Annotated in this window: 12 protein-coding genes and 3 tRNA genes; 9 read left to right on the top strand and 6 right to left on the bottom strand. The window is 67.2% G+C overall.

Translation table 11 applies throughout. The annotated features are described in order from the left end of the window. Positions 1 to 55 precede the first annotated feature (55 nt). Entirely contained in the window at positions 56 to 544 is a 489-nt protein-coding gene (bfr, locus tag AC5YGJ_RS00075; protein WP_107230348.1) for a bacterioferritin, read from the top strand. 298 nt (positions 545 to 842) lie between these two features. On the opposite strand, the gene parC is transcribed toward bfr, so the two are convergent. Continuing rightward, entirely contained in the window at positions 843 to 3,086 is a 2,244-nt protein-coding gene (gene parC / locus AC5YGJ_RS00070; protein ID WP_249844569.1) for a DNA topoisomerase IV subunit A, read from the bottom strand. A gap of 59 nt (positions 3,087 to 3,145) precedes the next feature. After that, the gene (locus AC5YGJ_RS00065) at positions 3,146 to 4,027 is read right to left on the bottom strand and encodes a helix-turn-helix domain-containing protein (RefSeq protein ID WP_181358661.1); all 882 of its coding nucleotides are present in this window, start codon (positions 4,025 to 4,027) and stop codon (positions 3,146 to 3,148) included. Positions 4,028 to 4,199: 172 nt separating this feature from the next. Between AC5YGJ_RS00065 and emrR the strand changes: the two genes are divergently transcribed. From emrR to emrB, 4 genes are read left to right on the top strand one after another with little or no spacing between them, the layout of a single operon-like run. Further along, positions 4,200 to 4,643 (top strand): multidrug efflux system transcriptional regulator EmrR, encoded by a 444-nt coding sequence (gene emrR / locus AC5YGJ_RS00060; RefSeq protein ID WP_249844568.1) that lies wholly within the window; start codon positions 4,200 to 4,202, stop codon positions 4,641 to 4,643. Further along, complete coding sequence (gene emrC, locus AC5YGJ_RS00055) at positions 4,640 to 6,133, top strand: multidrug efflux transporter outer membrane subunit EmrC (RefSeq protein WP_496185377.1); 1,494 nt, start codon at positions 4,640 to 4,642, stop codon at positions 6,131 to 6,133. The genes emrR and emrC overlap by 4 nt, the downstream gene beginning before the upstream one ends. 11 nt (positions 6,134 to 6,144) lie before the next feature. Continuing rightward, complete coding sequence (gene emrA / locus AC5YGJ_RS00050; RefSeq protein ID WP_249844566.1) at positions 6,145 to 7,326, top strand: multidrug efflux MFS transporter periplasmic adaptor subunit EmrA; 1,182 nt, start codon at positions 6,145 to 6,147, stop codon at positions 7,324 to 7,326. A 7-nt stretch (positions 7,327 to 7,333) separates the two neighbouring features. Continuing rightward, positions 7,334 to 8,920: a multidrug efflux MFS transporter permease subunit EmrB gene (gene emrB, locus AC5YGJ_RS00045; protein WP_496185376.1), complete on the top strand. Its 1,587-nt coding sequence runs from the start codon at positions 7,334 to 7,336 to the stop codon at positions 8,918 to 8,920. 152 nt (positions 8,921 to 9,072) lie between these two features. Here emrB and AC5YGJ_RS00040 read toward each other — a convergent pair. Both AC5YGJ_RS00040 and AC5YGJ_RS00035 read right to left on the bottom strand, forming a co-directional pair. After that, positions 9,073 to 9,157, bottom strand: a tRNA-Leu gene (locus AC5YGJ_RS00040). Between the two features lie 50 nt (positions 9,158 to 9,207). Continuing rightward, positions 9,208 to 10,107: a LysR family transcriptional regulator gene (locus tag AC5YGJ_RS00035; RefSeq protein ID WP_496185375.1), complete on the bottom strand. Its 900-nt coding sequence runs from the start codon at positions 10,105 to 10,107 to the stop codon at positions 9,208 to 9,210. A gap of 100 nt (positions 10,108 to 10,207) precedes the next feature. Between AC5YGJ_RS00035 and AC5YGJ_RS00030 the strand changes: the two genes are divergently transcribed. Continuing rightward, positions 10,208 to 10,954, top strand: a complete 747-nt coding sequence (locus AC5YGJ_RS00030; RefSeq protein ID WP_496185374.1) for a sulfite exporter TauE/SafE family protein — start codon at positions 10,208 to 10,210, stop codon at positions 10,952 to 10,954. A gap of 56 nt (positions 10,955 to 11,010) precedes the next feature. On the opposite strand, the gene AC5YGJ_RS00025 is transcribed toward AC5YGJ_RS00030, so the two are convergent. After that, a tRNA-Leu gene (locus AC5YGJ_RS00025) sits at positions 11,011 to 11,095 on the bottom strand. Positions 11,096 to 11,256: 161 nt separating this feature from the next. Next, a tRNA-Leu gene (locus tag AC5YGJ_RS00020) sits at positions 11,257 to 11,341 on the bottom strand. A gap of 128 nt (positions 11,342 to 11,469) precedes the next feature. Between AC5YGJ_RS00020 and rnr the strand changes: the two genes are divergently transcribed. The 3 genes from rnr to rlmB all read left to right on the top strand — a co-directional run bounded on the left by rnr (position 11,470) and on the right by rlmB (position 15,398). Beyond that, on the top strand, positions 11,470 to 13,935 hold the full coding sequence (rnr, locus tag AC5YGJ_RS00015) for a ribonuclease R (RefSeq protein ID WP_496185373.1): 2,466 nt from the start codon (positions 11,470 to 11,472) through the stop codon (positions 13,933 to 13,935). An 83-nt stretch (positions 13,936 to 14,018) separates the two neighbouring features. Further along, the gene (locus AC5YGJ_RS00010) at positions 14,019 to 14,501 is read left to right on the top strand and encodes a GFA family protein (protein ID WP_496185372.1); all 483 of its coding nucleotides are present in this window, start codon (positions 14,019 to 14,021) and stop codon (positions 14,499 to 14,501) included. Between the two features lie 153 nt (positions 14,502 to 14,654). Beyond that, a complete protein-coding gene (gene rlmB, locus AC5YGJ_RS00005; protein WP_107230358.1) occupies positions 14,655 to 15,398 on the top strand; it encodes a 23S rRNA (guanosine(2251)-2'-O)-methyltransferase RlmB in 744 nt (247 codons plus the stop codon). The last annotated feature ends 275 nt before the right edge of the window (positions 15,399 to 15,673 follow it).

Genomic DNA, 15,673 nt, shown 5'->3' with positions numbered 1-15,673 from the left:
TCACCGTATTTTGAAATGCGGCACCCTATGTCACATCGATTCACAGGAGCCCCCCATGAAAGGCAACCCGGACGTCATCGCCTGCCTGAAGGAACTGCTGCGCGGCGAACTCGCTGCCCGCGACCAGTACTTCATCCATTCCCGCCGCTACGAGGACCAGGGCCTGTTCGCGCTGTACGAACGCCTGAACCACGAGATGGAAGAGGAAACCCAGCACGCCGACGCGCTGCTGCGCCGGATCCTGTTCCTGGGTGGCGACCCGGACATGCGCCCGCATGCCACCGAGCCGGGCAGGACCGTGGAGGAGATGCTGCAGAAGGATCTGGATACTGAATACGCCGTTCGGAACAATCTTGCCGCCGGCATGAAGCTGTGCGAAGAGAACGGTGACTATGTGAGCCGCGACATCCTGCTGGCGCAGCTGAAGGACACCGAGGAAGACCACGCCTGGTGGCTGGAGCAGCAACTGGGCCTGATCAAGCGCATCGGCCTGGAGCTGTACCAGCTGAGCAAGATCGACGGCAACGGCGCTCCGGCGCACTGAGCCCGCACCGCGCTCGGTAGGGCCGACCGCTGGTCGGCTGCTTTCCGGTAGAGCAGCCGACTGGCAGTCGGCTCTACCAGGAGCACAACGTTCTGTCGCCCGCCAGCACCGGAGCACCGCCAGCCAGCCTTCGCCAGCCAGCCGCTCCGCCGCCCGCCAGCCGACAACGAAAAAGCCGGGGAATGCCCCGGCTTTCTCGTGTCTGACGTCCCTGGATTCCGGTAGTGCCGGCCGCTGGCCGGCAACGTTGGATCGCAGCAACATCCAGCAGTTGCCGGCCAGCGGCCGGCACTACCGCTTACTCCACCGACAGGCCTTCCACCTTCTGCCAGCCGCGCGGCAGCAGGTGGCCGCGCGTGGCGCGGGCGCCGAGGTAGGCGTCGAGCTCGTTGAACTTCAGCCCCATGGTGCGCTGGCCACTGCGCACCTGCAGGGTCTGGCCCGGGCTGATCGCCACGATGGCGACCACGCGTTCGGTGGCGAGCTTGGCCTTGGGGATCTCGATGATCTTGTTGCCCTTGCCCTTGTCCAGTTCCGGCAGGTCGTTGGCGGCAATCGCCAGCAGGTTGCCCGAACTGGTCACCGCGACGATGCGGTCGGTTGCCACGTTCGCCACCACCGACGGGGTCAGCACCGACGAGCCGGACGACAGGTTCAGCATCGCCTTGCCAGCCTTGTTGCGGCCGATCAGGTTCTCGAAGCGGGTGACGAAGCCGTAGCCGTGGGTAGAGGCCAGCACGAAGCGGGTGTCCGGTTCGGCGCTGGCCAGGGTCACGAAGCTGGTGCCCGGGGCCGGCGAGAAGCGGCCGGTCAGTGGCTCGCCGTTGCCGCGCGCCGAGGGCAGGGTGTGCACCGGCGTCGAATAGGCGCGGCCTTCGCTGTCGAGGAACGCGACCTGCTGGGTGCTGCGTGCGCGCACCGCGCCCTGCAGCGCGTCGCCATCGCGGTAGGACAGCGCGGACGCATCGACGTCGTGGCCCTTGGCGGCGCGGATCCAGCCCTTCTCCGACAGCACGACGGTCATCGGCTCGCTCGGCACCAGCTCGGTCTCGTCGATGGCCTGCGCGGCCTGGCGCTGCACCAGCGGCGAGCGGCGGGCGTCGCCGAACTTCTTGGCATCGGCAGTCAGTTCGTCGCGGATCAGCTTCTTCAGCTTGGCCTTGCTGTCGAGGATGCCGAGGATCTTCTCGCGTTCCTTGGCCAGCTCGTCCTGCTCGCCACGGATCTTCATCTCTTCCAGGCGGGCCAGCTGCTTCAGCTTGGTTTCCAGAATGTACTCGGCCTGTTCCTCGGACAGTTCGAAGCGCGCGATCAGCGCCGCCTTCGGTTCGTCCTCGGTACGGATGATGTGGATCACCTCGTCCAGGTTGAGGAAGGCGACCAGCAGGCCTTCCAGCAGGTGCAGGCGGCGCTCGACCTTCTGCAGGCGGTGCTGCAGGCGGCGGGTGACGGTGTTGCTGCGGAAGGTCAGCCATTCGCTGAGCAGCATCTTCAGGTTCTTCACCTGCGGACGGCCGTCCAGCCCGATCACGTTGAGGTTGACGCGGTAGCTGCGCTCCATGTCCGTGGTGGCGAACAGGTGGCCCATCAGCTGCTCGGCGTCGACACGGTTCGAGCGCGGCACCAGCACCACACGCACCGGGTTGGCGTGGTCGGACTCATCGCGGATGTCTTCCAGCCACGGCAGCTTCTTGGCGCGCATCTGCGCGGCGATCTGCTCGATCACCTTCGACGGCGACACCTGGAACGGCAGCGCCGTCACCACGATGTTGTTGGCTTCCTTGGTGAAGGTCGCACGCGCACGCACGCTGCCGTTGCCGGTCTCGTACATGTTCCGCAGATCGTTGGCGGCGGTGATGATTTCTGCGCTGGACGGGTAGTCCGGCCCCTGCACGTGCTCGCACAGGTCGCGCACAGTGGCTTCGGGGTTGTCCAGCAGGTGCAGCAGCGCGCTGACGATCTCGTTGAGATTGTGTGGCGGCACGTCGGTGGCCATGCCCACGGCGATGCCGGTGGTGCCGTTGAGCAGCAGGTGCGGCAGGCGCGCCGGCATCCAGGTCGGTTCCTGCAGGGTGCCGTCGAAGTTCGGCGCCCAGTCGGTAGTGCCCTGGCCCAGTTCGCCCAGCAGCACTTCGGCGATCGGGGTCAGCTTGGATTCGGTGTAACGCATCGCCGCGAACGACTTCGGGTCGTCGCTGGAGCCGAAGTTGCCCTGGCCCTCGATCAGCGGGTAGCGGTACGAGAACGGCTGTGCCATCAGCACCAGCGCTTCGTAGCACGCGCTGTCGCCGTGCGGGTGATACTTACCGATGACGTCACCGACGGTGCGCGCGGACTTCTTCGGCTTGGACGCGGCATTCAGGCCCAGCTCGCTCATCGAGTAGATGATGCGGCGCTGCACCGGCTTCAGGCCGTCGCCGAGGAACGGCAGGGCACGGTCCAGGACCACGTACATCGAGTAGTCCAGGTAGGCGCGTTCGGCGTACTCGCGCAACGGCAGTTGTTCGAATCCGTGGAACACGGGGCGGGCAAGTTCGGTCATGCGGCGTTGTTACCTATGTCGGGAGGCGGCGACGGCGGTCGCCGCTCGCAATCCTGTGATTATCCGGATGCGGCCGGGGATGCCAAGCCACGCGCCGGGTCCAGCCCGGTTTCCAGCCCGTGCCCGGCCCGCGCCAGGTAGCGCCCGGGCGGCAGCCCGAAGTGGCGGCGGAACACGGTAACGAAGGCGCTGGCGCTGCTGAAGCCCAGCGCGTGGGCGATGTCGGCCACACTGCGGCCATCGGTCAGCTGGCGCAGGGCCTCGGCCAGGCGCGCCTGCTGCCGCCACTGGGCGAAGCTGAGCGTGGTCTCGTCGCGGAAGTGGCGGGTCAGGCTGCGCGGCGACAGCCCGGCCCAGTGCGCCCATTCGGCCAGGCTGCGCTCGTCGGACGGGTCGGCCAGCAGCTGCGAGGCGATCTTCAGCAGGCGCCGGTCGTGCGGCATCGGCAGGTGCATGCGCTGGCGCGGCGCGGTGCGGATCTCGTCCAGCAGCACCTCGATGATGTGCTGGCGCTCGGGCGTGGTGTCGTAGCCCAGCGGCCAGTCGCAGATGCGGTCGGCCAAGGCCTGGGCCAGCTTGGACAGGCCCAGCACGCAGGGGTCGGAGGGCAGGGTGGCGCAGGCCGGCGCCGCCAGCGCCATGCCCCAGCCGCGCAGCGGGCCGTCCAGAGTGACCGTGTGTGGTTCCAGCGGCGGCATCCAGCCGGCCGAGCCCGGCGCCAGCGACCAGGTCCCGTGCGAGGTCCGGGTCGTCAGCAGGCCGCGTTCGACACAGATCAACTGGGCGCGCTGGTGGTGGTGCCAGTCCACCTCGCGCACCAGCCCCTGCGGGCTGTCAAAGCGGAAACCGACCACCGGTGGGCCATCGTTGCGCTCGAACCAGTCCAGCGCGTCGTCCCGCAGCAGCCGCTTGGGAGGGGGAATTTCTGCCTTGTTCATCATGTCCGCTGGCGTAAAAGTGTCATCCATTGGCTGAATTGTACTACCGGGCCACCTGAGCAGATCATTAAGGTAGGCGCCTTCACCGATCCAGCCCACTGCTGCAACACAGCATTCGATGCCAGATCGAATATTTCCATTGAGAAATATTTTTTTTGGAAGAGAATGCTCCCCCATGATCTGTCCTGCAACCACTCCCCCCAGCTTCGGCCTGCTGCTGCGCCAGGTGCGCGACGGCCTGGTCCGGCAACTCGACACATCCATGGCTGAAGAAGATCTCGGTATCGGCTTCACCCACTACATCGGGCTGAAGGTGCTTTCGCACATGGCCCCGTGCACCGCCAACGAGCTGGCCCAAGCCATCGACCAGGTACCCAGCGCGGTGACCCGCCTGCTGGACAAGCTGGAAGCGCTGGGCTGTGTCCGCCGCGAACCGCACGCCCAGGACCGTCGTGCGCTGCAGATCGTGCTGACCGATGAAGGCCGTGCGCTGTGGGCGCGGCTGAAGCTGCGCGGCGACGCGGTGATGGATTACGCCCTGCGTGATCTTTCCGCCGACGAGCGCACGCTGCTGCTGTCCCTCCTCACCCGAATCCGCGATTCCCTGACGACCCCATGAACCCGATCCCGCATTCTCCTCTCCGCCGGTCCGGGCGCGCGCTGCTGGTGTCAGCGCTGGCCCTGGCCCTGGCCGCCTGCGCCAGCAGCCGTGGCCTCACCCCGCAGGGCCACGTGCTCGACGTGGACAGCCTGCACAGCGAACGCACCCTGGCCGATACCGACCTGAGCGCCACCGGCTTCCCGGCGCAGGACTGGTGGAAGGCGCTGGGTGATGCCCAGCTGGACGCGCTGGTCGCCGAAGGCCTGGCCGGTCATCCGAGCCTGGACGCCGCCGATGCGCGCCTGCGCCAGGCCCAGGCCCAGGTCGGTACCGCGCGCGCCGACGAGCTGCCGAGCCTGTCGGTGTCCGGTGGCTATACCGGCCTGCGCCTGCCCGAGTCGATGGTCGGCAGCGAGATGGGCGGCCGCTACGGCGGCAGCAGCCAGGTCGCCTTCGATTTCAGCTATGGCGTGGACCTGTGGGGCGGCAAGCGCGCCGCCTGGGAAGCGGCGGTGGATGGCGCGCACGCGGCGACGGTCGAAGCGCAGGCCGCCCGCCTGAACCTGTCCACCGGCATCACCCAGGCCTATGCCGACCTGGCCTACGCCTGGCAGCTCAATGATGTGGCCGAAGAAGAGCTGACCCGTTCGCAGAAGTCGCTGGAACTGACCCGCCAGCGCCGCAGCGCCGGCATCGACAGCGACCTGCAGGTGCGCCAGGCCGAAGCCCGCGTGCCGGCCGCGCAGCAGCAGGTACAGGCCGCGCAGCAGCGCATCGACGCGGCCCGCACCGCACTGGCGGCACTGGTCGGCAAGGGCCCGGACCGTGGCCTGTCGATCCAGCGCCCGCAGCCGTTGAACCCGATGGCGCTGCAGCTGCCGGGCGTGCTGCCCAGCGAACTGCTCGGCCGTCGCCCCGACATCGTCGCTGCGCGCTGGCGCGTGGAAGCGGCTGACAAGCAGATCAAGGTGGCCAAGACCAAGTTCTACCCGAGCTTCAACCTGACCGCGCTGGCCGGCGTGGTCGCGCCGAACGTGGGCGACCTGCTGAAGAGCAGTTCCACCTTCGCCTACATCGGCCCGGCACTGAGCCTGCCGATCTTCGAGGGCGGCAAGCTGCGCGCCAACCTGGCCAACACCGATGCGCAGTACGACCTGGCCGTGGCCAACTACAACCAGGCCGTGCTCGACGCGCTGCGCGATGTGGCCGACCAGGTCAATGCGGTGCGTTCGCTGGCGCAGCAGGCGCACTCGCAGCAGCAGGCCGTGGACACCGCACGCTCGGCCTTCGACCTTGCCCAGCAGCGCTACCGCGCCGGCATCGGCAGCTACCTGGACGTGCTGACCGCGCAGTCCACGCTGTTGCAGTCGCAGCAGCAGCTGGCCGGCCTGCAGTCGCAGCAGGTGCAGGCCTCGGTGCGCCTGAGCAAGGCGCTGGGCGGTGGTTTCCAGCCCGCTGACGCCGACCGCGCACCGATCGCCTCCCATTCCGATTCCTCGCATTCCTGAAGACCCCTGCCATGAGCCAGACCCAAGACACCGCGGCCCCGGCCGCCCCCAACCGCCGCGGCAACCTGCTGCGCGGCCTGTTCGTGATCGTCGTGCTGCTGCTGGCCGCACTGGCGCTGTGGTACTTCATGTTCGGCCGTTGGTTCGAAGAAACCGACGATGCCTACGTGCAGGGCAACCAGGTCCAGATCACCCCGCTGGTGGCCGGTACCGTGGTCGCCATCAACGCCGATGACGGCATGCGCGTGGAGCGCGGCCAGCTGCTGGTGCAGCTGGACCCGTCCGACACCTCGGTGGCGCTGCAGCAGGCCGAAGCCAACCTGGCCAAGACGGTGCGCCAGACCCGCGGTCTGTACCGCAGCGTGGAAGGCGCGCAGGCCGACCTGAACGCCCGCCAGGTGACTCTGAAGCGCGTGCGCGACGACTTCGCCCGCCGCAAGGACCTGGCCGCCACCGGCGCCATTTCCAACGAAGAACTGGCCCACGCCCGCGATGAGCTGGCCGCCGCCGAAGCGGCCGTGGCCGGTTCGCGCGAGACCGTCGAGCGCAACCGCGCGCTGGTCGACGACACCGTGATCGCCACCCAGCCGGACGTGCAGGCCGCTGCCGCGCAGCTGCGCCAGGCCTTCCTCAACAACGCCCGCGCCGGCATCGTCGCGCCGGTCACCGGCTACGTCGCCCGTCGTTCGGTGCAGGTCGGCCAGCGCGTGCAGCCGGGCAACGCCCTGATGGCCGTGGTACCGACCGAGCAGATGTGGGTGGAAGCCAACTTCAAGGAAACCCAGCTGCGCCACATGCGCCTGGGCCAGGAAGTGGAGCTGAAGTCGGACCTGTACGCCGGTGACGTGAAGTACAAGGGTCGCATCCAGAGCCTGGGCCTGGGCACCGGCTCGGCGTTCTCGCTGCTGCCGGCACAGAACGCCAGCGGCAACTGGATCAAGATCGTGCAGCGCGTGCCGGTGCGCATCGCCATCGATGCCAAGCAGCTGGCCGAGCATCCGCTGCGCATCGGCCTGTCGATGAAGGCCGAAGTGAGTCTGCGTGACCAGAAGGGTGAAGTGCTGCCGAGCGCTCCGGCCAAGGGCACGGTGTTCGACACCGACGTGTATGCCAAGCAGCTGCATGATGCCGACGAGGTGATCCACACGATCATCCAGGGCAACCTGCCGCAGCAGCAGGCGAAGGTGGGCTGAGGTCGCCATGTCCGCACAAGCTCCAGCCGCGCCCGGCGCTCCGGGTGCACCGGCGGCGCCGGGTGCGGCCTCCGGGTTCCTGCCGCCCAGCGTCGCCCTGTGCACCGTGGGCTTGGCGATGGCCTCGTTCATGCAGGTGCTCGACACCACCATCGCCAACGTCTCGCTGCCGACCATCGCCGGTAATCTCGGCGCCAGTTCGCAGCAGGCGACCTGGGTCATCACTTCGTTCGCGGTCAGCACCGCCATCGCGCTGCCGCTGACCGGCTGGCTCAGCCGTCGCTTCGGCGAACGCAAGCTGTTCGTCTGGGCCACGCTGGCCTTTGTCATCACCTCGCTGCTGTGTGGCCTGGCGCAGAGCATGGGCATGCTGGTGCTGTCGCGTGCGCTGCAGGGCTTCGTGGCCGGCCCGATGTATCCGATCACGCAGTCGCTGCTGGTCTCGATCTACCCTCGCGAGAAACGCGGGCAGGCGTTGGCATTGCTCGCGATGATCACGGTGGTGGCACCGATCTGCGGCCCGATCCTCGGTGGCTGGATCACCGACAACTACAGCTGGGAATGGATCTTCCTGATCAATGTGCCGCTGGGCATCTTCGCCGCGCTGGTGGTGGGCAGCCAGTTGAAGGGCCGCCCGGAGCAGATCGAGAAGCCGAAGATGGACTACGTCGGCCTGGTCACCCTGGTGATCGGTGTCGGCGCGCTGCAGCTGGTGCTCGATCTGGGCAACGATGAGGACTGGTTCTCGTCGATGAAGATCGTGGTACTGGCCTGCGTGGCGGTGGTAGCCCTGACCGTGTTCCTGATCTGGGAACTGACCGACAAGGACCCGATTGTCGACCTGAAGCTGTTCCGCCACCGCAACTTCCGCGCCGGTACGCTGGCGATGGTGGTGGCCTACGCGGCCTTCTTCAGCGTCTCGCTGCTGATTCCGCAATGGCTGCAGCGTGACATGGGCTACACGGCGATCTGGGCGGGCCTGGCGACCGCGCCGATCGGCATCCTGCCGGTGATCATGACCCCGTTCGTGGGCAAGTACGCCTCGCGCTTCGACATGCGCATGATCGCTTCGGTGGCCTTCGTGTTCCTGTCCTTCACCAGCTTCCTGCGTTCGAACTTCAACCTGCAGGTGGACTACACCCACGTGGCCGGCGTGCAGCTGATCATGGGTATTGGTGTCGCGCTGTTCTTCATGCCGGTGTTGCAGATCCTGCTGTCGGACCTGGATGGGCGCGAGATCGCGGCGGGCTCCGGGCTGGCCACGTTCCTGCGTACGCTGGGCGGCAGCTTCGCGGCATCGCTGACGACCTGGCTGTGGGCGCGTCGGACCCAGGTGCACCATGCCGACCTGACCGAACACATCTCGGCCTATCAGCCGGGCATGCAGGACCAGGTGACAGCGATGGGGCAGGGTGACCTGCAGCATGGCGCAGCGGTGCTCAACAACATGATCAACCACCAGGCATCGCAGATGGGCTTCAACGACATCTTCTTCCTGCTGGGCTGGATCTTCCTGGCGATCATCGCGTTCCTGTGGCTGGCCAAGCCGCCGTTCGGCGCCGGTGCCGGTGCGGCGTCTGCCGGCGGCCATTGATCGATCATTGCCGTTGAAACGCAAAACCCCGCCGCAAGGCGGGGTTTTTGTCTGGAGCGCATCCACGCATGGCGTGGATCTACTGCCGGTGCGTCATTCCCGAACGCCGAAACGAAAAAACCCGCTTTCGCGGGTTTGATCATCTTGAGTCGTGGTGCCCAGGAGAGGACTCGAACCTCCACGGTTTTACCCGCTAGTACCTGAAACTAGTGCGTCTACCAATTCCGCCACCTGGGCGACTCAGGAGATGAATTGTGCGGTACGACAGAGAGTGTGTCAACAAGATTTCACAGTTTTTTCTGTGGCTGCACGCCCAGGTGTTGCAGCAGGCTGCGCATCGCCGGCGACAGCTGCGTCCACTCGGCAAAACAGGCGCATAGACGGCGTTGTGCCCACGCATCGGCAAGTGGCACCGCGACGGTGTGCGTGCTGCGCCGATGCAGGCGGGCAACGGTGCGCGGCACGATGCCGACACCAATGCCGTGGCCGACCATGATGCACACGCCTTCGAAGGTTTTCATGCGGATGCGCATGTCCAGGCGGTGGCCGATGTCGCGGGCCTGGTCTTCGATGTAGGTCTGCAATGCGTTGCCATCGGCCAGGGCAACGAAGGTCTCGCCGGCAACGTCGGTGAAGGACACGCTGCGGCGCGAAGCGAAACGATGAGCGGCCGGAAGCAGCATCACCAGCGGGTCTTCGGCGACCACATGCCGCTGCAGGCCCGCAGCGTCGATCGCGTCGCTGATGATACCGGCCTCGGCCTGGCCGGCGCAGATCGCGCGCACGACCTCCGGGCTGGTGCGTTCCAGCAGCTCCACATGCAGGCGCGGGCGCTCGGCCAGCCACGGTGCGAGGCGTACGGGCAGGTAGTGGGTCAGTGCGGCGGTGTTGGCATACAGGTGCAGGGTGCCGCGCGCGCCGTGCGCGAATGCCTGCAGTTCGCCGCGCAGCTGCGCCTGCTGCTGCAGGATCAGCCGCGCGTGGTGGGCGAGGGCGGCGCCGGCTTCGGTCAGGCTGACGCCGCGCGGGTGGCGGTTCAACAGTGCGGTGCCGGCATCGGTCTCGATCATGCGCAGGCGCTCGCTGGCCGAGGCCAGTGCCAGGTTCGCCTGCGCCGCGCCGGCCGTGATGCTGCCGGCCTCGGCAATCGCCAGGAACAGGCGCAGGTCGGCGATATCCATCCGCATGGGGGTGCCCTCATCGAAACGCCGGCGCCTTCGGATCAGCCGAAGGCAGGGGCGGGAAGACCGCATTGTGCGCCGAGGGTCCGCCCGATCCAATGAGGGCATGAACGAGACAACGTATTTCTACGTGCTGTTGGTGGTGGTGTTCGTGCTGGCCGGCGTCGTCAAGGGCGTGACCGGCATGGGCCTGCCGACGGTGGCGATGGGCCTGCTGGGCGGTGCGCTGTCGCCGGTGGCGGCAGCCTCGATGCTGTTCATTCCCACCTTCGTCACCAATGCGTGGCAGCTGTTGTCCGGCCCATCGCTGGGCCATACCGTGCGGCGGCTGTGGCCGATGATGCTGGCGGTGGTGGTGGTGACGCTCGGCTCCGCCGCGCTGCTGGTGCGGGTGGACCGCACCTGGTCGCGTGCAGCGTTGGGCATGGCGCTGGTGGTGTATGCACTGTACGCGCTGATCGCGCCGGTGTTCCGTGTGCCGCAGCGGCGCGAGCGCTGGCTGGGGCCGCTGGTCGGCGCGTTGTCCGGTGTGGTCACCGGCGCGACCGGTGTGTTCGTGATGCCGGCGGTCCCGTATCTGCAATCGCTGGGGCTGCAGCGCGAGGAGTTGGTGCAGGCGCTCGGGCTGGCGTTCACCGTGTCGACGATCTCGCTGACCTTCGGGCTGGTGCTGCATGGTGCGTTCGGCATCCAGCAGCTGGGCCTGAGCGCAGTGGCGGTGCTGCCGGCGCTGTTGGGCATGTGGCTGGGGCAGGTGATCCGGCAGCGCATCAGTGCGCGGGTGTTCCGCGCCTGTTTCCTTGGGTTCCTGCTGTTGCTCGGGCTTGAGCTGGTGCTGCGGCCACTGTTCTGATGCCGGATTCCGGGCATGAAAAAACCCGCTTTCGCGGGTTTTTCTCATTCTCGACATGGTGCCCAGGAGAGGACTCGAACCTCCACGGTTTTACCCGCTAGTACCTGAAACTAGTGCGTCTACCAATTCCGCCACCTGGGCGTCGAGGAGCGAGATTATGGGGTGTTGTTACGGGGGTGTCAACACCTTTTGCAGCGCCGGGGTCGGATCCCGTTTCGCTTGCAAAAGGGGCTCTGACCCCAGGGCCAGAGCGCCGGATTGCAGGCAAAAAAAATCCCCGCCGAAGCGAGGAGTTTTTTCGTTGGTGCCCAGGAGAGGACTCGAACCTCCACGGTTTTACCCGCTAGTACCTGAAACTAGTGCGTCTACCAATTCCGCCACCTGGGCGTTCCAGAGGCGCAATTGTGAAGATGAATCCGGGGGCTGTCAACGACTTCCTGAAATTATTTCATCCAACGCCTTCAGGGTGCCCCCTGACCCGTTCTGCACGCCATCACCGGCTACCATGTAGGGCGATGACTACCAAAAAACCAAGCAAGGGCGGGAGCAAGTCCCGCAGCCAGGCCCCGAAGAAGGGCGCCAAGGCGGGCGCAGCCCGCACCACCAAGCCGGGCAAGCCGCTGCCGGGCTGGTTCCCCGAATTGAATGAAGGCGGTGCGCCGCCACGCGGCCGCAAGGTCCGCAGCGCAGAGGCCAGCGCACCGGGCCCGGCCCCGGGCCGCAAGCTGCCGCCGACCGGCAAGGTGATCAACGATCCCTATGCCGCCCGCGAAGCCGAGAAGTACGAACAGCCCATCGCCAGCCGCGAGGCCATCCTGGCGCTGCTGGAGCGTTGCGAAGGGCCGCAGACCGCCGAAGAACTGGGCGCGCGCCTGGGCCTGACCGCTCCGGACCGGGCCGAGGCGCTGTCGCGCCGGCTCGGCGCGATGGTCCGCGATGGCCAACTGGTGCAGAACCGCCGCGGCGGCTTCGCCCCGATCCAGACGCTGAACCTGGTCACCGGCGTGGTGATCGCCAACCCGGAAGGGTTCGGCTTCCTGCGCCCGGTCGAGGGCGGCGACGACCTGTTCCTGCCGCCGTATGAAATGCGCAAGGTGATGCACGGCGACAAGGTGCTCGCCCGCGTCAGCGGTATCGACCATCGCGGCCGCCGCGAAGGCAGCATCGCCCGCGTGCTCGAGCGCGGCATGACCCGCCTGATCGGTCGCTTCAGCGTCGAGATGGGCATCAACTACGTGGTGCCCGATGACAAGCGGATCCAGCGCAACGTGCAGGTGCCGCCGGACCAGACCGGTGGCGCGCGCGATGGCCAGCTGGTGGTCTGCGAACTGACCCAGGCCCCGGACAGCCGCCGCCCGCCCATCGGCCGCATCATCGCCGTGCTCGGCGACAAGCTGACCGCCTCGCTGGTGGTGGAAACGGCCATCCACGGCCATGAACTGCCGTTCGAGTTCCCGCAGGAGGTGCTGGACGAAGCCGCCTCGGTGCCGCTGGTGGTGGAGCCGGCGATGATCGGCAACCGCGTCGACCTGCGCAGCACGCCGCTGGTCACCATCGATGGCGAGGACGCCAAGGACTTCGACGACGCGGTGTACTGCGAGCCGAACGCCGACGGCTTCCGCCTGGTGGTGGCCATCGCCGATGTCTCCAACTATGTTCGCCCCGGCACGCCGCTGGACGAGGAGGCACAGAAGCGCGCCACCTCGGTGTATTTCCCGGGCTTCGTGGTGCCGATGCTGCCGGAGACGTTGTCCAACGGCATCTGTTCGCTGATGCCCAAGGTCGACCGCATGTGCTTCGTCTGCGACATGCAGATCGACCGTGACGGCGTGGTCAGCCACTCGCGCTTCTACGAAGCAGTAATGAACTCGCATGCGCGCCTGACCTACACCCAGGTCTGGCAGGCGGTGGGTGAGGATGACGCCGGCGCCAAGGCCGTCATTGGCGATCTGCTGCCGCAGGTGCAGCGCCTGCACCAGCTGTACAAGGTGCTGGCCAAGGCACGCGCCAAGCGGGGTGCCATCGAATTTGAAAGCAGCGAAGTGCGCTTCGTGCTGGACAACCGCGGTGAAGTGACCCAGGCCGGCATGCTGGTGCGCAACGATGCACACAAGCTGATCGAAGAATGCATGATCGCCGCCAACGTGGAGGCGGCCAAGTACCTGCTGTCGCGCCACGTACCGGCGCCGTACCGCATCCACGAGAAGCCGCCGGAAACCAAGTACGCCGACCTGCTCGAATTCCTCAAGGAGTTCAAGCTGAGCCTGCCGCCGTGGTCGAAGGTGCGCCCGGGCGATTACACCAAGCTGCTGAAGAAGATCCGCGACCGTCCCGATGCCACGCTGCTGGAATCGGTGCTGCTGCGCAGCCAGAGCCTGGCCATCTACAGCCCGGACAACCAGGGCCACTTCGGTCTGGCGCTGGAAGCCTACGCGCACTTCACCTCGCCGATCCGTCGCTATCCGGACCTGCTGGTGCACCGCGCGATCAAGCACGCGCTGTCGGGCAAGCCGCTGGATACGTTCACCTACAACGCGCGCGAGATGGCTGCGCTGGCGCTGCAGTGCTCCGAGCGTGAGCGTCGCGCCGACGAGGCCGAGCGCGAAGTGGACGAGCGTTACCGCGCGGCGTGGATGGAAAAGCACGTGGGCGGCCAGTTCGACGGCGTGATCAGTGGCGTGACCAGCTTCGGCCTGTTCGTGGAACTGGACGAGTCGAAGGTGCAGGGCCTGGTACATGTCACCCAGTTGCCGCAGGACTATTACAAGTTCGACGCGACCCGCAAGACGCTGACCGGCGAACGCCGTGGCAGCAGCTACCGGCTCGGCGACCGCGTGCGGATTCTGGTGCTGAAGGCCAGCATGGAAGAGCGCAAGATCGACTTCCGCCTGGTCGAGCACAAGGGAGAGGACGAAGGCGATGGCCTGCCGCCGCTGCCCGAGCGCGGCAAGCCGGCCAAGCGGACCAAGAAGCAGTATTGAAAGGTGTGCCGACCAACGGTCGGCACCCACCTCACCCGGTGGGTGCCAACCTTGGTTGGCACGCCGTTACGGAGGAACCCACCATGCAGGGCCAACCCGAGTACAGCGGCGGCTGCCAGTGCGGCGCGATCCGCTTCCAGGCGCGCGGTGAGCTGACCGACAGTTCGATCTGCCACTGCCGGATGTGCCAGAAGGCGTTCGGCGCCTATTACGCACCGCTGGTCTCGGTGCGCGGGGTGCAGTTCAGCTGGACCCGAGGCCAGCCGCGCTATTTCCAGTCGTCCAACGTGGTGCGGCGCGGCTTCTGCGCCGACTGCGGCACGCCGTTGACCTACGAGGCGCCAGACGGCGTGGCAGTGGCGGCAGGGGCCTTCGACCAGCCTGAACGCCTGCCGCCCACCCTCCAGTACGGGGTGGAGCACAAGCTGCCGTTCGTCGACACCTTGGCCAGCCTGCCGGCCAGGCGCACCGAGGACGACGTCGCTGCCCTCGCGTTCCTGGCCACGATCGTGTCCCACCAGCACCCCGACCACGACACCCCGCACTGGCCGCCGCGCAGCCGATGACACTCTGTAGAGCCGAGCTCACGCTCGGCTGGCGGGTCGCCGCAGCCTGAACCCAGGACAGCCGAGCGCTGGCTCGGCTCTACGGAGGGCCCGCCGCAGCGCCCGGCCCGCCGATGCTCTACCATAGCCACCCCCTTTCCGGTCCCCGCCCGCATGAGCAAGAACAGCCAGTGGATCGTCGGCGTCAACGCCGTCGCCTCCTCCATCGAGAACGACGCCGACAACGTCCGCGAAGTGCTGGTCGAGGCCGGTGCGAAGAACCCGCGCCTGACCGAAATCGAAGAGAACGCCCGCCGCAAGGGCATCGACGTGCGCAAGGTCAACAGCCAGGCGCTGGACGGCGTGGGCGGTTCGGTGCGCCACCAGGGCGTGGCCGCGCGTTATGCCGCCGCCCGCACCTACAGCGAGAACGAGCTGGAAGGGCTGGTGACCGCTGCAGAGGGCAAGGCCCTGCTGCTGGTGCTGGACGAGGTGCAGGACCCGCACAACCTGGGTGCCTGCCTGCGTTCGGCGGCAGCGTCCGGTGCCACTGCGGTGATCATTCCCAAGGACAAGTCGGCCACGGTGAACGCCACCGTGCGCAAGACCTCGGCCGGCGCCGCCGACCGCATTCCGGTGGTGGCGGTGACCAACCTGTCGCGCTGCCTGAAGGACCTGCAGAAGCAGGGCGTGTGGATCTACGGCCTGGCCGGCGAGGCGACCGCCTCGCTGTACGACCTGGACCTGAAGGGCAACATCGCGCTGGTGCTGGGCGGTGAGGCCGATGGCCTGCGCCGCCTGACCCGCGAGAACTGCGATGGCCTGGTCAAGATTCCGATGCCGGGCGAGATCGAAAGCCTGAACGTCTCCGTCGCCGCCGGCGTCAGCCTGTTCGAAGCCGTGCGCCAGCGCGGTTGAGCGCGGGGTCAGATCCCTTTCCCATGGAAAAGGGCTCTGACCCTTTTCTCATGCCGCGCTGCGCGCTCGCCGGGCATGGCCCGGCGCTACCGAGTCGACCAAGGTCGACACCTACCGCGGCGGTGCATGACGCCATTCCGACAGCAGGCGGGAAACGGTCAAGGGCGGGGTGGGTCCGGTGGCAGGGGCGTGAGCCGCATGGATGCGGCGACCAAGCCCCCAGGGATGGGTTCACGGCGTCCCCTGCCACGACCCGCCCCGCCATTCAACGGAAT

It is taken from the genome of Stenotrophomonas sp. CS3K5 (assembly GCF_059515225.1).
The sequence above is the reverse complement of the archived record's forward strand: the minus strand, read 5'-3'. Positions and strand labels throughout refer to the sequence as shown.

What these genes read in the sequence shown, in the direction of transcription:
- emrA (WP_249844566.1), top strand. Translation starts at nt 6,145, where the DNA reads ATGAGCCAGACCCAAGACACCGCGGCCCCGGCCGCCCCCAACCGCCGC.
- AC5YGJ_RS00010 (WP_496185372.1), top strand. Translation starts at nt 14,019, where the DNA reads ATGCAGGGCCAACCCGAGTACAGCGGCGGCTGCCAGTGCGGCGCGATC.
- emrR (WP_249844568.1), top strand. Translation starts at nt 4,200, where the DNA reads ATGATCTGTCCTGCAACCACTCCCCCCAGCTTCGGCCTGCTGCTGCGC.
- parC (WP_249844569.1), bottom strand. Translation starts at nt 3,086, where the DNA reads ATGACCGAACTTGCCCGCCCCGTGTTCCACGGATTCGAACAACTGCCG.
- bfr (WP_107230348.1), top strand. Translation starts at nt 56, where the DNA reads ATGAAAGGCAACCCGGACGTCATCGCCTGCCTGAAGGAACTGCTGCGC.
- AC5YGJ_RS00035 (WP_496185375.1), bottom strand. Translation starts at nt 10,107, where the DNA reads ATGCGGATGGATATCGCCGACCTGCGCCTGTTCCTGGCGATTGCCGAG.
- rlmB (WP_107230358.1), top strand. Translation starts at nt 14,655, where the DNA reads ATGAGCAAGAACAGCCAGTGGATCGTCGGCGTCAACGCCGTCGCCTCC.
- AC5YGJ_RS00030 (WP_496185374.1), top strand. Translation starts at nt 10,208, where the DNA reads ATGAACGAGACAACGTATTTCTACGTGCTGTTGGTGGTGGTGTTCGTG.
- emrB (WP_496185376.1), top strand. Translation starts at nt 7,334, where the DNA reads ATGTCCGCACAAGCTCCAGCCGCGCCCGGCGCTCCGGGTGCACCGGCG.
- emrC (WP_496185377.1), top strand. Translation starts at nt 4,640, where the DNA reads ATGAACCCGATCCCGCATTCTCCTCTCCGCCGGTCCGGGCGCGCGCTG.
- rnr (WP_496185373.1), top strand. Translation starts at nt 11,470, where the DNA reads ATGACTACCAAAAAACCAAGCAAGGGCGGGAGCAAGTCCCGCAGCCAG.
- AC5YGJ_RS00065 (WP_181358661.1), bottom strand. Translation starts at nt 4,027, where the DNA reads ATGATGAACAAGGCAGAAATTCCCCCTCCCAAGCGGCTGCTGCGGGAC.